Source organism: Streptomyces sp. NPDC001832 (assembly GCF_040297265.1).
Classification (GTDB): domain Bacteria; phylum Actinomycetota; class Actinomycetes; order Streptomycetales; family Streptomycetaceae; genus Streptomyces.
Map to the genome: position 1 here is coordinate 47,370 of NZ_JBEOYU010000021.1, position 19,679 is coordinate 67,048.

A 19,679-nucleotide genomic window follows, 5' to 3' on the forward strand; every position below is an offset into this window, starting at 1 on the left:
CGACCCCAGGCCGGCATCCAGGGCTGTTGTAAGGTCCTCTGGCCTCGTGAACGTGCTGGTCAGCGAGGGTTCCACGCCCCGCGATGCCGCCGCTGGCGGAGACCGGGGCCGGGGCATGCTCCTGGTGGAGGTGCCGCACTGACGGCCCCAGATGCCGCACCGGCGGCCTTGCACGTCGCGCTGACAGGCACCTGTGACGTCCGGTGGTCGCGGGCGGCGGCGCTCACCCACACCCGGCCCCGTGCGGGAGTTCCTCAGCCGCCGGTGGTGCCCCGCCCCACGATCTCCCGGGCCAGCGCGGCGAGCTCCGGCAGCGCGGGATGACCGGGAGCGTCACGCCGGGCGAGCAGGACCGGGACGGTGGGGGCGTCGACGAGCGGGCGGTAGACGACTCCGGTGTGCGGGTGCATGCCGGCGGTGGACGCGGTGGAGACACCGGTGCCCCGCCCCGCCGCGATAGCGGTCAGCCAGTCGTCGGTGTTGGCGACGGTGAGGGTCGCGGCGGGCCTGGCGTCGGGCGGCCACAGATCGATGGCGGTGGTGCCGGAGACGGTGTTGAGGACGACGGTGCCGTCCGCCAGATCGGCGAGACGGAGCGTGGCGTGGGCGGCGAGCGGCCCGTCCGCGGCCACCGCTGCCACCCGGTCCTCTTCGAACAGCACCTCGGTGACGAGCCCGGGCGCCTCGACTGGTCCCCGCAGCAGCGCGGCATCGACCTCGCCGCGGGTCAGCCCGGCGGTGCGGTCGTCGATCCGCAGCAGTTCGAGCGGGGTCTGCGGATACCGCTCCTGCCAGCGACGGAGCAGCGGTGTGGTGTACGGGCCGAACGCGGACCAGGCATGCCCGAGCCGCAGCGGCCAGTGGCACGGCCCGCCGGAGGCGAGTGCCTCGTCGAACGCGGCGACCGCGGCGGCGGCCTTGTCCCGGAACGCGATGCCTTCGGGGGTGAGGACGAGATGGTGGGTCGACCGGTCGACGAGCCGGATGCCGAGGTGCTGCTCCAGGGCGACGAGGGTGCGGGAGACCGCGGGCTGGGTCAGGCGGAGGCGGGCGGCGGCGCGGGTGACATTGCCCTCGTCGGCGATGGCGAGGAAGGCGCGCAGATGGCGGATCTCGATGCCGCGACCGGAGTCGCGGCCCGACCGGCTTCCGGTACGACCGTCTTCACTGCGTCCCAGGCTCATGCGTGGGGAGCATAACGGGAGCCCAGCAGGCATTTCACGTGCCACGCGAAGATACCTACCGTAAGGGGAGGTACCGCACGACAAGAGTGCAGTGTCCTCAATCAAGCAGTGCATGGAAACGCACTACCGGACTCGGGAGAACGTCGCAGGTGAACGACCAGCGCAGTGCAGCAGGGGTGGCGGCCGCGGAGCGGGGCGCAGCCGTCGCCGTACCGGAGGCGGTGCCCACCTTGGGTGGGGCGGCAGGTCCTGCACGCGCCAAGGGGCAGAGGGCGGCACTCGCCCCCGTTGCGCTGGTGGTCGCGGGCGGCCTCTCCGTCCAGTTCGGCTCCGCGATCGCGGTTCTGCTGATGCCACGGGCCGGCGCGCTCGGGGTCGTCACACTGCGCTTGACCGTCGCCGCGCTCGTGATGCTGATCGTCTGCCGCCCGAAGCTGCGCGGCCACTCGCGCGCCGACTGGGGCACGGTCCTCGCGTTCGGGGCGGCCATGGGTGGCATGAACACGCTCTTCTACCAGGCCGTCGACCGCATCCCGCTGGGCGTGGCCGTCACCCTGGAGGTGCTGGGCCCGCTGGCTCTCTCGGTGATCGCCTCACGCCGCCTGGTCAACCTGGTGTGGGCGGGCCTCGCGCTGGGCGGGGTCGTGCTGCTGAGCGGGGGTGGCTTCGACCGCCTTGATCCGGTGGGCGCCGCGTACGCGCTGGGCGCGGGCGCCATGTGGGCGACGTACATCGTCTTCAGTGCCCGTACCGGCCGTCGCTTCCCCCAGGCGGACGGCCTGGCCCTGGCCCTGGCGGTCGCCGCTCTCCTCTCGCTGCCCCTCGGCATCCTGGAGTCCGGCTCGAAACTGCTGGTCCCGTCCACGCTGGGACTGGGCGCGGCGGTGGCGCTGCTGAGCTCGGTCCTCCCGTACACCCTCGAACTCATGGCGCTGCGCCGCCTGCCCGCGCCCACCTTCGCGATCCTGATGAGCCTGGAACCGGCGATAGCGGCCGCGGCCGGCTTCCTCATCCTCGACCAGGCCCTCTCCGCGACGGACGCCCTGGCCATCGCCCTGGTGATCGGGGCGAGCATGGGTGCGGTGCGCAGTCAGGTGCGGAGCGGGAAGGGCCGCGATCGCGCCTGACGGCCCGCCGCCGAGCCTCCCTAGGATCAATGCCGTTCGGTTAGGGCTTGCAGAGCATTAACTCGCTGTCTTGATCTCTGCTGGGAGGGGGATGCCTGCCGTGTTCGCGAGAGCGTAGAGGTGGTCCAGGGTGGTCAGCCGCTGCTCGGCTCGACCACTTGGGTCAGCGAGGACGACTTCATCGTGGACTTCGGTGGCGACGACGAACGAGCAGTACCAGTGGCCCGCGGCGTCCTGGTATACGCGCACCGAGGAGGGTGCGGCAGGCAGTTCGCGGGACCACTCGACGGCGCCTGGCAGTCCTTCAGCACCCGGTTCACGGTGGCGGAGCTGCTGGACGACAGCGCCGTACCGCCCCCGCCCGCGGCCGAACCGGAGCCGGCCGAACCGGAGCCGGCCGCCGCGGTGCCACCTCCGCCGCCCCCGCCCCCGCCGTCGCCCGCATCGCCGCCGGTGGAGCGATACGCGGACGGGGTGCCGGTCCGGCCGAGTTGGCTGGGCCGCACCGACGTGCAGTGACGTCCTGCCAGGACTGTTCCGGTTCGGCTCACCGGCCGGCGACCCGGTTCGAACTCGTCCTGGAAGGCGCAGGGTGCTACCGGACGCGGTGGGCGCACAGCCTGCCGTCGCTCCGGTTGCGGGGCAGAAAATAATGCAAGCTTGCTTGCTTGTTTATGGGTTCGCTGCCATGCTCCTGGGCACATCGCCTGCCCCGAGGGGAGCGCACCGTGCCCGATGTCGCAGCCGTGATCGACGATCTGCGCGAAGAAAGCCAGGAACTCGACGTACTCGTACGGGAGTTGAATGCCAGGCAGTGGGCCGCGCCGACCCCTGCCCCCGGCTGGAGTATCGCGCACCAGATCGCCCATCTCACCTGGACCGACGAGGTCGCCCTGCTGGCCGCGACCGACGCCGGCGCCTTCGCCCGGGAGGCCACCAAGGCGATGGAGGCCCCCGAGACCTTTGTCGACCGGGGGGCCGAGGAGCTGGCCGTGCTGGATCCGGCGACACTCCTCGCGCGATGGCGGCGCGGGCGGGAGCGGCTTGAGACGGTGCTGCGGGACGCACCGGCCGGGGCCCGTATCCCCTGGTACGGGCCGCCGATGAGCGTCGCGTCCATGGCGACCGCCCGGATCATGGAGACCTGGGCGCACGGTCAGGACATCGCCGACGCCCTCGGGGTCACCAGGACCCCTACCGCCCGGCTGCGGCACGTCGCCCGGATCGGGGTGCGGGCCAGGGACTACGCCTACCGGGTGCGGGGCATCGAGGTGCCCAAGGAGGAGTTCCGGGTCGAACTGGAAGCGCCCGACGGTGAGGTGATCGCGTTCGGTGCCGAAGGCGCATCGCAGCGCGTCAGTGGACCACTGGTCGACTTCTGTCTCCTCGTCACCCAGCGCGCCCACCGCGACGACCTGGCCGTCCGGGCCACCGGCCCCGATGCCGACCGGTGGCTCGACATCGCCCAGGCCTTCGCCGGGCCGCCCGGCCCCGGCCGCTCGCCCCGGGGAGGCGGGAAGTGACCGGGCAGGTCCTGCGGATCGGCAACGCCTCCGGGTTCTACGGCGACCGCTTCGACGCCGTACGGGAGATGCTCACCGGCGGGCCCCTCGACATCCTCACCGGCGACTACCTCGCCGAGCTGACCATGCTCATCCTCGGCCGGAACCGGCTCAAGGACCCCACGCGCGGGTACGCCACCACCTTCCTGCGCCAGCTCGAAGAGGGCCTCGGGCTCGCCCACGAGCGCGGGGTGAAGATCGTCACCAATGCCGGAGGGCTCAACCCGGCCGGACTGGCCGACGCCGTCAGGGAGTTGGCTCAGAAGGTGGGTGTGCCAGTGCGGGTCGCCCATGTGGAGGGCGACAGCCTCCCCGTACCCGAGGGATTCCTCACCGCCAACGCCTACCTCGGCGGCGCCGGCATCGCTGCCTGCCTCACCGCGGGCGCCGATGTCGTCGTCACCGGGCGGGTCACCGACGCCGCCCTCGTCACCGGGCCCGCGGCCGCCCACTTCGGCTGGGGACCGGACGACCACGACGCTCTCGCAGGGGCCGTCGTCGCCGGACACGTACTGGAGTGCGGAACGCAGGCCACCGGGGGGAACTACTCGTTCTTCCGTGGCCACAACATCCGCCGGCCCGGCTTCCCGCTCGCCGAGATCCATGCCGACGGTTCGTCCGTCATCACCAAGCACGACCACACAGGCGGAGTCGTCGATGTCGGCACCGTCACCGCCCAGTTGTTGTACGAGACCGGCGGAGCCCGGTACGCCGGACCGGACGTCACCGCCCGGCTCGACACCGTGACGCTGACCCAGGACGGCCCCGACCGGGTGCGGATCTCCGGCGTGCGCGGTGAGGCCCCGCCGCCCACCCTCAAAGTCGGGCTCAACCGGCTCGGCGGCTGGCGCAACGAAGTCCTCTTCGTGCTCACCGGGCTGGACATCGAGGCCAAGGCGCGGCTGGTGCGGGACCAGTTCGCGGATTCCTTCGCCCGATCCGGCAGCCAACCCGGCGAAGTGAGGTGGGAACTGGTGCGCACCGACCGGTCCGACGCCGCCACCGAGGAGACCGCGAGCGCGCTGCTCCGGCTCGTCGTCCGCGGCCAGGACCCGGAAGCCGTCGGACGCGCGGTCTCCGGCGCCGCCGTCGAACTCGCCCTCGGCAGCTACCCGGGCTTTCATGTCACGGCCCCGCCCGGAAAGGGCGCACCGTACGGGGTGTTCGAGGCGAAGTACGTACCGTCCGACGAGGTCCCGCATGTCGCCGTACTCCCGGGCGGGCGGCGGGAGAGCCAACAGCCCCCCGTACGGACGCAGCCCCTCCGGGAAACCGGGGAGCCTCCGCTGCCCGAGCCCCTTCCGTCCGACGTACCCACCCGGACCGCCCCGCTCGGCCGGGTCGCGGGTACCCGCAGCGGTGACAAGGGCGGGGACGCCAACGTAGGGGTGTGGGCCGTCAGCGACGACGCCTGGCGGTGGCTGGCCCATGAGCTGACCGTCGAACGGCTGCGGGAGCTGCTGCCGGAGACCGCCGGCCTCACCGTCGTACGCCATGTCCTGCCGAACCTCCGCGCCCTGAACTTCGTCGTACACGGGCTGCTCGGTGAGGGCGTCGCCGCCCAGCACCGGTTCGATCCGCAGGCCAAGGCGGTCGGGGAGTGGCTGCGCTCCCGGCATCTCCCCATTCCCGTATCGCTGCTGGAAGCCGCCCACGCACCGGAGGTGAACGCATGACCGTCCTGCCCACCGGGCTCGACACCGCGAGCCCCGAATACGCCGCGAACCGCGCAGCCATGCTCGCGAAACTCGACGAGTTGGCCGGCGAGCACGCCAAGGCGCAGGCGGGCGGCGGTGAGAAGTACACCGAGCGGCACCGCTCGCGCGGCAAGCTGCTGGCCCGGGAGCGGATCGAGCTCTTGATCGACGAGGACACCCCGTTCCTGGAGCTGTCGCCGCTCGCCGCCTGGGGGAGTGCCTCCCCCGAGTACACCGTCGGTGCCTCGCTCGTCACCGGAATCGGAGTGGTGTCGGGCGTGGAGTGCCTGATCACCGCCAACGACCCGACCGTACGCGGCGGCGCCTCCAACCCCTGGACCCTGAAGAAGGCCCTGCGGGCGAACGAGATCGCCTTCGCCAACCGGCTGCCCTGCATCAGCCTCGTCGAGTCGGGGGGCGCCGATCTCCCGTCACAGAAGGAGATCTTCATCCCGGGCGGGGCGTTGTTTCGCGACCTCACCCGGCTGTCGGCGGCAGGCATCCCGACCGTGGCCGTCGTCTTCGGGAACTCGACCGCCGGTGGGGCGTACGTCCCCGGCATGTCCGACCACACCGTCATGATCAAGGACCGGTCCAAGGTCTTCCTCGGCGGACCGCCCCTGGTGAAGATGGCGACCGGCGAGGAGAGCGACGACGAATCGCTCGGCGGCGCTGAGATGCACGCCCGCACCTCCGGGCTCGCCGACCACTTCGCCGTCGACGAGCAGGACGCGCTGCGCCAGGCCCGCCGGATCGTCGCCCGCCTCAACTGGCGCAAGGCGCACGCCGATCCGGGCCCCGCCGAACCGCCGAAGTACGACGAGGACGAGCTGATCGGCATCGTGCCCGGCGACCTGAAGGTGCCCTTCGACCCGCGCGAGGTCATCGCCCGGCTCGTCGACGGCTCCGACTTCGACGCGTTCAAGCCGCTGTACGGGACCAGCCTGGTGACCGGGTGGGCGACGCTCCACGGCTATCCCGTCGGCATCCTCGCCAACGCGCAAGGGGTGCTGTTCAGCGAGGAGTCGCAGAAGGCCGCCCAGTTCATCCAGCTCGCCAACCAGCGCGACATCCCGCTGCTCTTCCTGCACAACACCACCGGCTACATGGTCGGCAAGGAGTACGAGCAGGGCGGCATCATCAAACACGGCGCGATGATGATCAACGCGGTGTCGAACTCCAAGGTCCCGCATCTGTCCGTGCTGATGGGCGCCTCGTACGGGGCCGGGCACTACGGCATGTGCGGACGGGCGTACGACCCGCGCTTCCTCTTCGCCTGGCCCAGCAGCAAGTCCGCCGTCATGGGGCCACAGCAGCTCGCCGGGGTGCTGTCCATCGTCGCCCGCGCCTCCGCCGCCGCGAAGGGACGGCCCTACGACGACGAGGCGGACGCCGGGCTGCGTGCCATGGTCGAGCAGCAGATCGAGTCCGAGTCGCTGCCGATGTTCTTGTCCGGGCGGCTGTACGACGACGGGGTCATCGACCCGCGCGACACCAGGACCGTCCTCGGGATGTGCCTGTCCGCGATCCACACCGCCCCGGTCGAAGGCGCCCGCGGCGGCTTCGGAATCTTCCGGATGTGAGGCGGCCCTTTTGCGGCTAAGACCGACCGGCAAATGGGGGGTGGGAGAAGGAGCGGGGCTGGGTGCGTGCAGCTGCAAGACGGAGGAGGGAGGCAACGCGGAGCGTTGTTGACTGACGACAACGCCGCAGATGCGCGTGCCCAGCATCGCGACGCCGCCTCCCATTTGCCGGTCGGTCTAAACCGCCGTCGCTCTCGCGGAGGTGGTTGCTCGCCGCGGGGGTTTCTCAATTGATGGTTGCGGTGTCTTAGTGGAAAGAGTTTTCTCTCATGCCAGCCATGATTCGCTCGCTTCTGGTGGCCAACCGGGGCGAGATCGCCTGCCGGATCTTCCGCACCTGCCGTGCGCTGGGCATCGCCACGGTCGCCGTGTTCTCCGACGCGGACGCCGACGCGCTGCACGTACGGGAGGCGGACACCGCCGTACGGCTGCCGGGTGCCGCCCCGTCCGACACCTATCTCCGCGGTGACCTCGTCGTACGCGCCGCGCTCGCGGCGGGCGCCGACGCGGTCCACCCCGGTTACGGGTTCCTCTCCGAGAACGCCGCATTCGCTCAGGCCGTGCAGGACGCCGGTCTCGTCTGGGTGGGGCCGCCGGTCAAGGCCATCGAGCTGATGGCGTCCAAGACCCGCGCCAAGGAGTTGATGGCCGCCGCCGGGGTGCCGCTGCTCGCGCCCGTCGACACGGAGCAGGCCACCGCCGACGACCTTCCGCTGCTGCTGAAGGCGGCGGCGGGCGGCGGCGGGCGCGGCATGCGCATCGTGCGTGAACTCGCCTCGCTGTCAGGCGAGTTGACGGCAGCCTCCGCCGAGGCCGCTGCCGCCTTTGGGGACGGCGAGGTCTTCGCGGAGTCGTACGTGGAGCGCGGCCGGCACGTCGAGGTCCAGGTCATGGCCGACGAGCACGGCGGTGTCTGGGCGCTCGGCACCCGGGACTGCTCGCTCCAGCGACGCCACCAGAAGGTGGTCGAGGAGGCCCCCGCGCCCGGCCTCGACGACGCGCTGCGTACCCGGCTGCACGACGCGGCGACCGCCGCCGCCCGCGCCGTCGGCTACCGGGGCGCGGGCACCGTCGAGTTCCTCCTCGCAGCCGACGGACGGCCGTACTTCCTGGAGATGAACACCCGCCTCCAGGTCGAACACCCCGTCACCGAAGCCGTCTTCGGGCTGGACCTCGTCGCCCTGCAACTGCGCATCGCGGAAGGCGAACCGCTGCCCACGACCGCACCCCCCGAGCCGCACGGCCACGCCGTCGAGGCCCGCCTGTACGCCGAGGACCCAGCCCGCGACTGGCAACCGCAGACCGGAACACTGCTCACCCTGGATGTGCCGGACGAACCAGGACTGCGCCTCGACACCGGATACACCGGCGGCGATACCATCGGCGTGCACTACGACCCGATGCTCGCCAAGGTCATCGCCCACGCCCCCACCCGGGGCGAAGCCGTACGCCTCCTCGCCCGTGCCCTGGAACGCGCCCGCATCCACGGCCCGGTCACCAACCGCGACCTGCTCGTACGGTCCCTGCGTCACCCCGACTTCCGCGCCGCCCGCCTCGACACCGGCTTCTACGACCGCCACCTGGACGCCCTCACCCACGCCCCGGACGAGGCGGACCACCGCACCGCCGCCCTGGCCGCCGCCCTCGCCGACGCCGCCACCCGGCACCACGGCCCCGGCCCCGCCCGCTTCGGCGCCTGGCGCAACATCACCTCCGGGCCCCAGGTCAAGCGCTACCGCGCCGAACCGGGCGGCGCCGAACACCAGGCCGCCTACCGCACCACACGCACCGGCCCCGTCCCCGAAACCGGAGAACGGGTCATCGCCGCCCGCCCCGACCACGTCACCCTCGAAGTCGGCTCCGTCACCCGCCACTTCGCCATCGCCGTCCACCGGGACAAGGTGTACGTGGACACCGCCACCGGCTCGTACACCTTCACCGCCCTGCCCCGCTTCACCGACCCCACCGACCGGACCGCACCCGGCTCCCTGCTCGCCCCCATGCCCGGCACCGTCGTCCGCGTCGCGGACGGGCTCGGGGCCGGGGTGACGGTCGAAGCCGGGCAGCCACTGATCTGGCTGGAGGCGATGAAGATGGAACACCGCATCCTCGCCCCCGCCTCCGGCACCCTCACCGCACTGCACGCGACCCCCGGCCTCCAGGTGGAGGTCGGCGCCCTGCTCGCCGTCGTACAGGAGGAACCGACCCCATGAGTACCGTCCTCGAAACTGAAGAGCAGCAAGCCCTGCGCGCCGCCGTCGCCGCACTCGGAAAGCGGTACGGGCGTGACTACATGACGTCCGTCGTACGCGACGGAGCCCACCCGCGCGAACTGTGGACCGAAGCGGCCAAGCTCGGCTACCTCGGGGTGAACCTCCCGGAGGAGTACGGCGGCGGTGGCAGTGGCATGGCCGAACTCTCCATCGTCCTGGAGGAATTGGGTGCGGCGGGCAGTCCGCTGCTGATGATGGTCGTCTCCCCGGCGATCTGTGGCACCGTCATCGCCCGCTTCGGCACCGACACCCAGAAGCAGCAATGGCTCCCGGGCCTCGCCGACGGCTCCCTCACCATGGCCTTCGGCATCACCGAACCCGATGCCGGATCCAACTCCCACCGCATCACCACCACCGCCCGCCGCGACGGCGAGAACTGGCTGCTCACCGGGCGCAAGGTCTTCGTCTCCGGCGTCGACATCGCCGACGCCACCCTCGTCGTCGGCCGCACCGAGGACGCCAGGACGGGCAGGCTCAAGCCCTGTCTCTTCATCGTCCCGCGCGACACACCCGGCTTCCGGCGCTCGCAGATCGACATGGAACTCCAGGCACCGGAGAAGCAGTTCGAGCTGGTCCTCGACGACGTACGGCTGCCCGCCGACGCCCTCGTCGGCGAAGAGGACGCCGGACTGCTCCAGCTCTTCGCCGGGCTCAACCCCGAACGCATCATGACCGCCGCATTCGGCATCGGCATGGGCCGCTACGCACTCGCCCGCGCCGTCGAGTACGCGAAGACCCGCCAGGTGTGGAAGGAACCCATCGGCTCCCACCAGGCCATCGCCCACCCCCTCGCCCAGGCCCACATCGAACTGGAACTGGCCCGGCTGATGATGCAGAAGGCCGCCCGGCTGTACGACGACGGCGACGACATCGGTGCCGGTGAGGCCGCCAACATGGCGAAGTACGCGGCCGGCGAAGCCTGCGTCAAAGCCGTCGACCAGGCCGTGCACACCCTCGGCGGCAACGGCCTCACCCGCGAATACGGCCTCGCATCCCTGATCGCGGCGGCCCGCGTCGCCCGGATCGCACCCGTCAGCCGGGAAATGATCCTGAACTACGTGTCCCACCAGTCCCTGGGGCTGCCCAAGTCGTACTGACGCGATGCCCTGTACCAGGCCGACGTGATGCCCTGTACCGGGCGGCCGGATGTCTGCCCGCGCGATACCGACGACGAACTGTGCGCGGCGCTGCCCACGACAGCGGCCCGCCCGGGACAAGGAGCCGAACCGCATGACGCCGCTCGCCGAACCCACCCACGACCGGGGCATCACCGCCCTCACCCTCGACTCGCCGGCCAACCGCAACGCACTCTCCGCGCAGTTGGTCGGCGAGCTCTCCACCGCCCTGGACGCGTGCGCGGCCGACGACACCGTACGAGCCGTCGTCCTCACCCACACCGGCAACACGTTCTGCGCGGGCGCGGACCTGACCGAGCCGCCCGACCCGGCAGCCTTCGTCGCTCTGATGCGGCAGATCGTCGCACTGCCCAAGCCCGTCATCGCCCGGGTCACGGGACACGTCCGGGCGGGCGGCCTCGGACTGCTCAGCGCCTGCGACATCTCCGTCGCCGGCCCCGGCGCCTCGTTCGCCCTCACCGAATCCCGGCTCGGCCTCGCCCCCGCCGTCATCTCCATGCCACTACTGCCCCGCACCGACCCGCGCGCCGCCGCCCGCTACTACCTCACCGGCGAACGCTTCGACGCCACCGAGGCCGCCCGCATTTCCCTGATCACCATCGCCGCCGAGGACGTGGACAAGGCCCTCGTGCCCGTACTGGACGGACTGCGCAAGGCCTCACCGCAGGGGCTGGCAGCATCGAAGGAGCTGGTCACAGCTACTGTGCTGAGGAGTTTCGACCAGTACGCCGAAGACCTCATCGCCCGCTCGGCAGCACTCTTCGCCTCCGCCGAGGCACGGGAAGGAATGACGGCCTTCCTCGAACGACGGGACCCCACATGGGTGTTGTAATGCCCTCCACCGACCGGACCCCCAAGCAGGACCGCAGCCGCGCCACCCGCCAGCGACTCCTCGAAGCCGCGGTCGCCTGCCTCGCCGAACACGGCTGGGCGGGCTCCACCGTCTCCGTCGTCGCCGAACGCGCAGGCGTCTCGCGCGGCGCCGCCCAGCACCACTTCCCGACCCGCGAGGACCTGTTCACCGCAGCCGTCGAATACGTCGCCGAAGAACGCTCCGCCGCCTTGCGCGCCCTGCCAGTCCAGGGCCGCACGGCCGTCGTCGCCGCCCTCGTCGACCTCTACACCGGCCCGCTCTTCCGCGCCGCACTCCAGCTCTGGGTCGCCGCGTCCAACGAGGAACAACTCCGCCCCCGCGTCACCGAACTCGAAGCCCGGGTCGGCCGCGAGACCCACCGCATCGCCGTCGAACTTCTCACCGCCGACGAGACGAAGCCCGGCGTACGCGAAACCGTCCAGGGACTCCTCGACATGGCCCGCGGCCTGGGCCTGGCCAACGTACTCACCGACGACACCGCCCGGCGTCGGAGGGTCGTGGCGCAGTGGGCGGCGCTCGTGGACGAGGCGTTGGGCTGAGAGCGCGGACCGGCGTGCCCGGCCGTGCGCTCCGGGACCGTCAGTTCCCCAGATCTGTGATCTGCGCAAACCCCTCGATCTCCCGGGGATCACGCGGCCCCGGACCGACGTACCTCGCCGAAGGACGTACCAGCCGCCCCGTCCGCTTCTGCTCAAGAATGTGCGCCGACCAGCCCGCCGTGCGCGCACACGTGAACATCGACGTGAACATGTGCGCCGGAACCTCCGCGAAGTCCAGCATGATCGCCGCCCAGAACTCCACGTTCGTCGCCAGCACCCGGTCCGGGCGGCGCGCGTGCAGCTCCTCCAGCGCGGCCCTCTCCAGCGCCCGCGCCACCTCGAAGCGCGGCGCACCCAACTCCTCGGCCGTACGACGCAGAACGCGCGCCCGCGGGTCCTCCGCCCGGTAGACCCGGTGCCCGAAGCCCATCAGCCGCTCACCCTTGTCCAGGGCCTTCTTCACATACGCGGTGGCATCCCCGGTCCGCTCGATCTCCTCGATCATGCCGAGGACCCGGGACGGCGCACCACCGTGCAGCGGCCCCGACATCGCGCCCACCGCCCCCGACAGCGCTGCTGCCACATCGGCACCGGTCGACGCGATGACGCGGGCGGTGAACGTGGAGGCGTTCATGCCGTGCTCGGCGGCCGATGTCCAGTACGCGTCGACGGCCTTGACGTGCTTGGGGTCCGGCTCCCCGCGCCAGCGGATCATGAACCGCTCGACCACGGACTGTGCCTTGTCGATCTCACTCTGCGGAACCATCGGCAGCCCCTGCCCGCGCGCCGACTGGGCGACGTACGACAACGCCATCACGGCGGCCCGCGCCAGATCGTTGCGCGCCGTCCGCTCATCGATGTCGAGCAGCGGTTTCAGACCCCAGACGGGAGCGAGCATCGCCAGCGCGGACTGCACGTCGACCCGGATGTCACCGGAGTGCACCGGGATCGGGAATGGCTCGGCCGGCGGCAGACCGGGACTGAACGCCCCGTCGACCAGCAGACCCCAGACATTTCCGAACGACACATGGCCGACGAGATCCTCGATGTCGACACCGCGGTATCGCAGCGCGCCGCCTGCCTTGTCCGGTTCGGCGATCTCCGTCTCGAACGCGACGACTCCCTCTAGTCCCGGAACGAAGTCGGACATGGCGGCTCCCTCGGTCGACGGCTGTACGGAGGCCACAGTGGCCTGCCCCACGATATTGGCGGGTTCCCACGACGCGGGGAAGCGTGACATCCGGCACAGCTTCGCGATTCACCGGTGACGGATCGATGCCCCTCCTTGCCGGGCAGACTCGGGCGCTGCGGCAGGATGGCCCCGTGCCCACCGCAGACTCCCCTTCTGATTCCATCACCGATCCGGCCGCGATGCGCGAGCAGTACCGCTCCGAGGGTTTCACCGAGGACACACTGGCCGCCGACCCGATGCAGCAGTTCGCCCACTGGTTCCGGCAGGTCGCCGTGGGCGGGCTGCTCCATGAGCCCAACGCCATGGTGGTCTCCACCGCCACCCCCGAGGGCCGGCCGTCCTCACGCACGGTGCTGCTGAAGAAGTACGACAACCGCGGTTTCGTCTTCTTCACCAACTACGAATCCCGCAAGGGCCGCGAACTGACCGCCAACCCGTACGTCTCGCTGCTCTTCCCCTGGCACCCCATGGCCCGCCAGGTCATCGTCACCGGCACAGCGGCCCGCGTCGGCCGCGACGAGACGGTTGCCTACTTCCGCACCCGCCCCCACGGCTCCCAGTTGGGCGCCTGGGCGAGCGCCCAGTCGACGGTGATCGGCTCCCGCGACGAGCTGCTCGAACGCTACGAGGAACTCGCGGCCCGCTACCCGGAGGGCGAACACATTCCCGCGCCCCCGAACTGGGGCGGCTTCCGCGTCGTACCGGACACGATCGAGTTCTGGCAGGGCCACGAGAACCGGCTGCACGACCGGTTGAGGTACGTACGTGAGGGCGAAGGCTGGCGCGTCGAGCGTCTGTGCCCGTAAAAGCGTCGAGCGCCTGTGCCCGTAAAAGGACGGAACCGTTCACCGGACGGCCCGGGTCACCCCGCGTGGCGGTAGAAGATCCGGTCCCGGTACTCCGTCATGACGCGCCCGTTCCACTCGTGACCGCCGTCGACGTTCCCCGACCGCAGCATCGGCGGCTCGACTCCCCGCTCCACGAGCTGCTCCGCCGCGGCGGCCATCATCGCCTGCATCACCGCGCTGGTGACGACCGTCGATGCGGGTGCGAACGGTGCCTCGATGCCGTCTGCGGTCAGCTCCGCGTCACCAATGGAGATCTTGCTGTCGAGCACGATGTCGCAGTGGTCCCGCAGGAAGCCGCCCGAGCTGTGCCGGGACCGGGTACCTTCCGCGTACGCCACCGAAGTGACGCCGATGACCTTCAGGCCGAGCGCCCGCGCATTCATTGCCATCTCCACCGGAAGCGCGTTGCGCCCCGAGAGCGAGATGATCACGAGGACGTCGCCCGCCCTGGCCGGGCTGGAATCGAGCACCGCGCCCGCCAGCCCGTCGACCCGCTCCAGTGCCGAGCCGAGGGTCGCGGGCATGACGTCGACGCCGACCGTCCCCGGCACGGCCAGCAGGTTCATCAGGGCGAGTCCGCCTGCCCGGTAGACGACGTCCTGCGCGGCGAGCGAGGAGTGCCCGGCGCCGAAGGCGAAGAGCCTGCCGCCCGCGGCGACGGTGTCGGCGATCGCGGCACCGGCGGCCGCGATGCTGCCGGACTCCTCGTCGCGTACGCGCTCCAGCAGGCCGATCGCTGCGTCGAAGAACTGACCTGCCAGCTTGCGCTCGCTCATCGAGGTGACCCTTTCCGGCGGGGAGGATTGTGGGGTGTCCGTGCCGCGGATCACGTTGAGGTCTGGACCAGTGGCCTGTCAACACCGCCCACGCCGCTCCGCTGCACAGTGTTCGGTCGGCACGGCACGGTTGTCGGTGGTATGCGTCAGAATTGGGTCAGGGGCAGCGCACCAGGTTTTCATGTCACAGCATCGAGGGGCACGAATGTCCGGACTGATCGACACTACGGAGATGTATCTCCGCACCATCCTCGAACTCGAAGAGGAGGGTGTGGTCCCCATGCGCGCCCGGATTGCCGAACGACTGGACCAGAGCGGTCCGACGGTCAGCCAGACGGTGGCGCGCATGGAGCGCGACGGCCTGGTGCAGGTCGCGGGCGACCGCCACCTGGAGCTGACCGGCGAGGGGCGCCGCCTCGCGACCCGCGTCATGCGCAAGCACCGGCTCGCCGAGTGCCTGCTCGTCGACGTGATCGGCCTGGAGTGGGAGCAGGTCCACGCAGAGGCATGCCGCTGGGAGCATGTGATGAGCGAGGCCGTGGAACGGCGGGTGCTGGAGCTGCTGCGCCACCCGACGGAGTCCCCGTACGGGAATCCGATCCCGGGCCTGGAGGAGCTGGGCGAGAAGGCCGAGGCCGACCCGTTCCTCGACGCGGGCATGGTGAGCCTGTCGGATCTCGACCCGGGCGCCGACGGCAAGACTGTGGTCGTGCGCCGGATCGGTGAGCCGATCCAGACGGATGCCCAGCTTATGTACACGCTGCGGCGGGCGGGTGTTCAGCCCGGCTCCGTGGTCAGCGTGACCCAGTCGCCCGGCGGGGTGCTGGTCGGCAGCAGTGGCGAGGCGGCGGAGCTGGGTGCCGAGATCGCCTCGCATGTGTTCGTGGCCAAGCGCTGACGGGCGCCGCTGATGGGCGCCATCGACGGGCGCCGCTGGCGGGTTTCGTCGGCCGAGTGCTGGCAGGGCGCTGAAGTGTAAGTCCGCTTTCCGTTTTTCCGCCCGGAATCGCAGCGCCGGAGCGGATCGCGTGCCAGGCTGTGGCGGAGTCGTACCTGAGAGTGTCCGCCACCTGGTCGCGCGGTCGGGGAGGAAGCAGGCGCATGCGCCCGTCGTACCGGTATGTCTGGCATGCACGCCGGAAGGTTGCTGTCGCGGTCCCGGCCGCCCGCGAAAGCGTTCCGGCTACGGGCGCTTCTCGAACGGCCGCTCCTCGAACGGCAGAGGGCCCCGGCGCCTTTCGGCGCCGGGGCCTGTCCTCCCCCTGTCCCGACCCGGAGCCCCGAGCTCTCAAGGTCGGTCCCCACGGGCCCTCATCCCCGAGTGGCCCGCCTCCCGGAGAAAATCTCCCCTCCGTGGCCGCCGCCAATCCTTGGACCCGGTCACTCGAACGAGGGGTGTTGAATGCCGGAACCCGGTTTTCGAATAAACGTTCGATAGTCTGCGTGACGCGACCACACGGTGATCGAGCGGTGATCGAGTACCAGAAGGGGGTGCCAGAACAATGGTGCGGCGCATCGATGTGACCGGGACCGACGGCGTACGCCTCGCGGCCTGGGAGTTCGCCGACCCACCCAAAGGGCGCACGGAGGGCGAGCGCGCCCCCGGGGTCTTGTTGCTTCACGGTTTGATGGGCCGGGCTTCGCACTGGGCCTCGACCGCCCGCTGGCTCGCCGAGCGGCACCGCGCTGTCGGCCTCGACCAGCGAGGGCACGGCCGCAGCGAGAAGCCGGCCGAAGGGTCGTACACCCGTGAGGCGTACGTCGCCGACGCCGAGGCGGCGATCGAACAGCTCGGCCTCGCCCCCGTCACCCTCGTCGGGCATTCGATGGGAGCGCTCACCGCCTGGCAGCTCGCCGCGAAGCGCCCCGACCTCGTCCGGGCACTGGTCATCTGCGACATGCGGGCCTCCGCGCTCGGCGCGGCCTCGCAGCGGGAGTGGGAGGACTGGTTCAAGTCCTGGCCGGTTCCGTTCGCGACGCTCGCCGACGTCCGGAAGTGGTTCGGCGAGGAGGACCTCAGGGTGGAGCGGCCCAACCCCGCCCGCGGCGAATTCTTCGCCGAGGTGATGGCCGAGCGGGCCGACGGCTGGCGCCCCGTCTTCTCCCGCCGCCAGATGCTCCAGTCCCGCGCGACCTGGGTGTTCGACGCGCACTGGGAGGAGCTGGCACAGGTCCGGTGCCCGGCCCTGGTGCTCCGCGGCCTCGACGGCGAGCTGGGCCGGGCGGAGGCCCAGGAGATGGTCCGCGTACTGCCGCGCGGGCAGTACGCGGAAGTGGCCGACGCCAGCCATCTCGTCCACTACGACCAGCCGGAGGGCTGGCGCGCGGCGGTCGAACCCTTCCTGGAGCAGTTTGCCGACGACCCCCAGGGCGACCGCGAGCCCGTCTCCCCGTAACGAAGGACTTTTTTGCAACTACAGCCGGCGCGCCCGTGCGTCGGCCGCTTCCCGCGCGCAGGCGTAGGCGAGCGGGATGATGAGCTCCTCCGCGTCCGGCAGCCACCGGTTGGCGGACGTGGGGCGGCGGGCCCATTGCACGGGCCCGCGCCTGCCGACCCGGGTCGGTGGCCCCGTCACGTAGTGACCGTCGCCGCGGCCGACGAGATCGATCGCGGTGGCCCGCCAGCCCAGCTTCCGTACCAGATCGTCCACTTTGGGCGCCGTACCCGGCAGGACGAAGAAGAACATCCGCCGGTCGGGGGTGCGGGTGACGGGCCCGAGCGGCACGTCCATCCGCTCCGTCCGGGCGAGGGCGAGGAAGCCGGCGGACTCCGGTACGTCGATCGCGTCGAAGGCGCGGCCGGTGGGCAACAGGATCGACGCCCCGGGGTGCTCGGACCACATCCGGCGGGCCGCGGCACCGCTGCCGGTCGCCTGGCCCGCCCAGTCGGGTCCGGCGGGGTGGGCGCCGGGGGAGTGGCAGTCGACGTCACCGCACGAGCACTGCTCGGCCCCCTCCGCCGCCTCCAGCCAGGTGCCGGGGCACACGTCCCAGTGCCGCTCCTCCGCGTACCACACTGCGGCATCGTGCAGTTGCTCGCTCCGTGGCCGGGGGATCTTCGCGGTTTCTGTGACTCCGATGGGTTCTTCGACCTCGATGGGCTCTTCCACGCACAGCACAACTACCGCCTCCACCCGGGGTCACGGCCGTGGTCACGTCTCATCGATCCGGCATGCGGGGCGCATGGATGCATGCGTGGGAGCGCGTGTGGGCGGCGCCCGATCGGGCGGGTAGTCGTATACGGGCAACTCCGGAACGGTCGGCCTCTGTCATATGCCGACATGAATGACAAGGAATGCGTCGGAACGCGACGAACACAATGAATGTGTGCATTTTCCGTGGATTTGCCGGGCAGTGATCCGCTCATCGATCACTGCGGCCTCAGGGGGAAACATGGCAGCCAGGCCTCTCGTAGCCCGCCAGCCGAACGAACGGCTCCAGGCGCTCATTCAGGAAGCCGGAAGCTCCAACGCCGGCCTCGCCCGCCGGGTCAACATGGTCGGCGCGGAGCGCGGGCTCGATCTGCGTTACGACAAGACCTCCGTGGCCCGTTGGCTGCGTGGACAGCAACCTCGCGGCAGGGCGGCGGGAATCATCGCCGAGGCGCTCGGCCGCAAGCTCGGCCGTTCGGTCACGATCGACGAGATCGGCATGGCCAACGGCAAGAATCTGGCGTCCGGCGTAGGCCTGCAGTTCGCACCGACCGTGATCGGGGCGATCGAGCAGGTCTGTGAGCTGTGGCGCAGCGATGTCGGCCGACGCGAGTTCCTGTCCGGTTCGACGATCGCGACGTCGGCGCTGGTCGAACCCAGCCGTGACTGGCTGATCACCGGCGCCGACCCGCAGGTGGCCCGGGCCGCCGGAACCCGCGTCGGAATGCCGGACGTGGAGGCGGTACGGGCGATGACGGCCGCACTCGTCGACCTCGATCACCGGTTCGGCAGCGGACATGTGCGGCCGGTCCTGGCGCATTACCTGAACAGCGTGGTCTCCGGGCTGCTTTCGGGGTCGTACCGCGAATCGGTCGGGCGGCAGCTGTTCGCGGCGGTCGCGCGGCTCACCGAACTCGCCGGGTACATGGCGGTCGACACGGGCCAGCCGGGTCTAGCCCAGCGCTACTACATCCAGGCGCTGCGTCTGACGCAGGCGGCGGGCGACCGGGCGTACGGGGGTTACGTACTGGCTGCGTCGATGAGCCACCTCGCCGCGCAGCTCGGCAATCCGCGGGAAATCGCCCAACTGGCGCGGGCCGCTCAGGAGGGCGCGCGTGGGCGGGTCACCCCGAGGGCGGAGGCGATGTTCTACGCGGCGGAGGCGCGCGGACATGCTCTGCTCGGCGACGCCCGGAGCTGCCAGGTGGTGACGGGCAGGGCGCTGACGGCCATGGAGCACGCCGAACCGGACACCGGGGACGATCCCGACTGGATCGCCCACTTCGACCATGCCTATCTCGCCGATGAGCTGGCGCACTGTCACCGTGACCTCGGCCAGGCGGAGGCGGCCGCACGCCGGGCGAGGGAGTCCCTGGACGGCCACCCGGAGTCCCGGACCCGCCGCCGTGGCATCGGCCTGGTGCTCCTCGCCACGGCGCAGGTCCAGCTGCGTGAGGTGGAGCAGGCCTGCCACACGGGCACGCGGGCGATGGAACTGCTGGGGTCGGTGCACTCCAGCCGGGGAGCGGAGTATCTGGACGATCTGCAGCAGCGCCTGATGCCGTACGGGGACGAGCCGGCGGTACGGGAGTTCGGGGCGCGGCTGGAGCTCCAGGCGGCGTGACCTGGGCCCGGCCGGCGGAATGGTCCGAGCACCCCTGGGCTGCGTCTTGCCGGCGCCGGGTGATGCAGCGCACGTCCAGGGGGTGAGTGCTGTCACGTGCTTGGCGAAGGGC

16 protein-coding genes and 1 pseudogene are annotated in these 19,679 nt (G+C 71.0%); 12 read left to right on the top strand and 5 right to left on the bottom strand.

Annotated features, from left to right (window positions below):
• Positions 1-254: 254 nt before the first annotated feature.
• Positions 255-1,184 carry a LysR family transcriptional regulator gene (locus ABT115_RS18265; RefSeq protein ID WP_351790493.1) on the bottom strand — a complete coding sequence of 310 codons (930 nt, stop codon included), beginning with the start codon at positions 1,182-1,184 and terminating at the stop codon, positions 255-257.
• Positions 1,185-1,333: 149 nt separating this feature from the next.
• Between ABT115_RS18265 and ABT115_RS18270 the strand changes: the two genes are divergently transcribed.
• Positions 1,334-2,311 carry an EamA family transporter gene (locus ABT115_RS18270; protein WP_351790495.1) on the top strand — a complete coding sequence of 326 codons (978 nt, stop codon included), beginning with the start codon at positions 1,334-1,336 and terminating at the stop codon, positions 2,309-2,311.
• A gap of 189 nt (positions 2,312-2,500) precedes the next feature.
• On the opposite strand, the pseudogene ABT115_RS30915 reads toward ABT115_RS18270, so the two are convergent.
• A pseudogene (locus tag ABT115_RS30915) lies at positions 2,501-2,599 on the bottom strand (RNA-guided endonuclease TnpB family protein); the annotation flags it as partial.
• Between the two features lie 440 nt (positions 2,600-3,039).
• Between ABT115_RS30915 and ABT115_RS18280 the strand changes: the two are divergent.
• From ABT115_RS18280 to ABT115_RS18310, 7 genes are all read left to right on the top strand, one after another.
• A complete protein-coding gene (locus tag ABT115_RS18280; RefSeq protein WP_351790501.1) occupies positions 3,040-3,834 on the top strand; it encodes a TIGR03084 family metal-binding protein in 795 nt (264 codons plus the stop codon).
• Positions 3,831-5,549 (top strand): acyclic terpene utilization AtuA family protein, encoded by a 1,719-nt coding sequence (locus tag ABT115_RS18285; RefSeq protein ID WP_351790504.1) that lies wholly within the window; start codon positions 3,831-3,833, stop codon positions 5,547-5,549. The genes ABT115_RS18280 and ABT115_RS18285 overlap by 4 nt, the downstream gene beginning before the upstream one ends.
• Positions 5,546-7,153, top strand: a complete 1,608-nt coding sequence (locus ABT115_RS18290; protein WP_351790507.1) for an acyl-CoA carboxylase subunit beta — start codon at positions 5,546-5,548, stop codon at positions 7,151-7,153. Before ABT115_RS18285 ends, ABT115_RS18290 begins: the two co-directional genes overlap by 4 nt.
• Positions 7,154-7,431: 278 nt before the next feature.
• On the top strand, positions 7,432-9,366 hold the full coding sequence (locus ABT115_RS18295; protein ID WP_351790628.1) for an acetyl/propionyl/methylcrotonyl-CoA carboxylase subunit alpha: 1,935 nt from the start codon (positions 7,432-7,434) through the stop codon (positions 9,364-9,366).
• Positions 9,363-10,523: an acyl-CoA dehydrogenase family protein gene (locus ABT115_RS18300; RefSeq protein WP_351790509.1), complete on the top strand. Its 1,161-nt coding sequence runs from the start codon at positions 9,363-9,365 to the stop codon at positions 10,521-10,523. Before ABT115_RS18295 ends, ABT115_RS18300 begins: the two co-directional genes overlap by 4 nt.
• A gap of 133 nt (positions 10,524-10,656) precedes the next feature.
• Positions 10,657-11,394, top strand: coding sequence for an enoyl-CoA hydratase family protein (locus tag ABT115_RS18305; protein WP_351790511.1), 738 nt, complete (start codon positions 10,657-10,659; stop codon positions 11,392-11,394).
• Positions 11,382-11,975, top strand: a complete 594-nt coding sequence (locus tag ABT115_RS18310; protein ID WP_502969117.1) for a TetR/AcrR family transcriptional regulator — start codon at positions 11,382-11,384, stop codon at positions 11,973-11,975. Before ABT115_RS18305 ends, ABT115_RS18310 begins: the two co-directional genes overlap by 13 nt.
• A gap of 40 nt (positions 11,976-12,015) precedes the next feature.
• Here ABT115_RS18310 and ABT115_RS18315 read toward each other — a convergent pair whose 3' ends face one another.
• On the bottom strand, positions 12,016-13,125 hold the full coding sequence (locus ABT115_RS18315; protein ID WP_351790631.1) for a citrate synthase 2: 1,110 nt from the start codon (positions 13,123-13,125) through the stop codon (positions 12,016-12,018).
• A gap of 221 nt (positions 13,126-13,346) precedes the next feature.
• On the opposite strand from ABT115_RS18315, the gene pdxH reads away from it, so the two are divergent.
• On the top strand, positions 13,347-13,973 hold the full coding sequence (gene pdxH, locus ABT115_RS18320; RefSeq protein WP_351790634.1) for a pyridoxamine 5'-phosphate oxidase: 627 nt from the start codon (positions 13,347-13,349) through the stop codon (positions 13,971-13,973).
• 56 nt (positions 13,974-14,029) lie between these two features.
• Here the strand turns inward: pdxH and ABT115_RS18325 are convergent, their stop codons facing one another.
• Positions 14,030-14,791, bottom strand: a complete 762-nt coding sequence (locus ABT115_RS18325) for an SIS domain-containing protein (RefSeq protein ID WP_351790517.1) — start codon at positions 14,789-14,791, stop codon at positions 14,030-14,032.
• A gap of 205 nt (positions 14,792-14,996) precedes the next feature.
• On the opposite strand from ABT115_RS18325, the gene ABT115_RS18330 reads away from it, so the two are divergent.
• Together ABT115_RS18330 and ABT115_RS18335 are read left to right on the top strand one after the other, a co-directional pair.
• Positions 14,997-15,689 (top strand): iron-dependent transcriptional repressor DtxR, encoded by a 693-nt coding sequence (locus ABT115_RS18330; protein ID WP_351790520.1) that lies wholly within the window; start codon positions 14,997-14,999, stop codon positions 15,687-15,689.
• Positions 15,690-16,293: 604 nt separating this feature from the next.
• Positions 16,294-17,187: an alpha/beta fold hydrolase gene (locus ABT115_RS18335; protein ID WP_351790523.1), complete on the top strand. Its 894-nt coding sequence runs from the start codon at positions 16,294-16,296 to the stop codon at positions 17,185-17,187.
• Positions 17,188-17,205: 18 nt separating this feature from the next.
• Here the strand turns inward: ABT115_RS18335 and ABT115_RS18340 are convergent, their stop codons facing one another.
• Positions 17,206-17,901: a bifunctional DNA primase/polymerase gene (locus ABT115_RS18340; protein ID WP_351790525.1), complete on the bottom strand. Its 696-nt coding sequence runs from the start codon at positions 17,899-17,901 to the stop codon at positions 17,206-17,208.
• A 283-nt stretch (positions 17,902-18,184) separates the two neighbouring features.
• On the opposite strand from ABT115_RS18340, the gene ABT115_RS18345 reads away from it, so the two are divergent.
• Complete coding sequence (locus ABT115_RS18345) at positions 18,185-19,567, top strand: NsdA family TPR-like regulatory protein (protein ID WP_351790528.1); 1,383 nt, start codon at positions 18,185-18,187, stop codon at positions 19,565-19,567.
• The last annotated feature ends 112 nt before the right edge of the window (positions 19,568-19,679 follow it).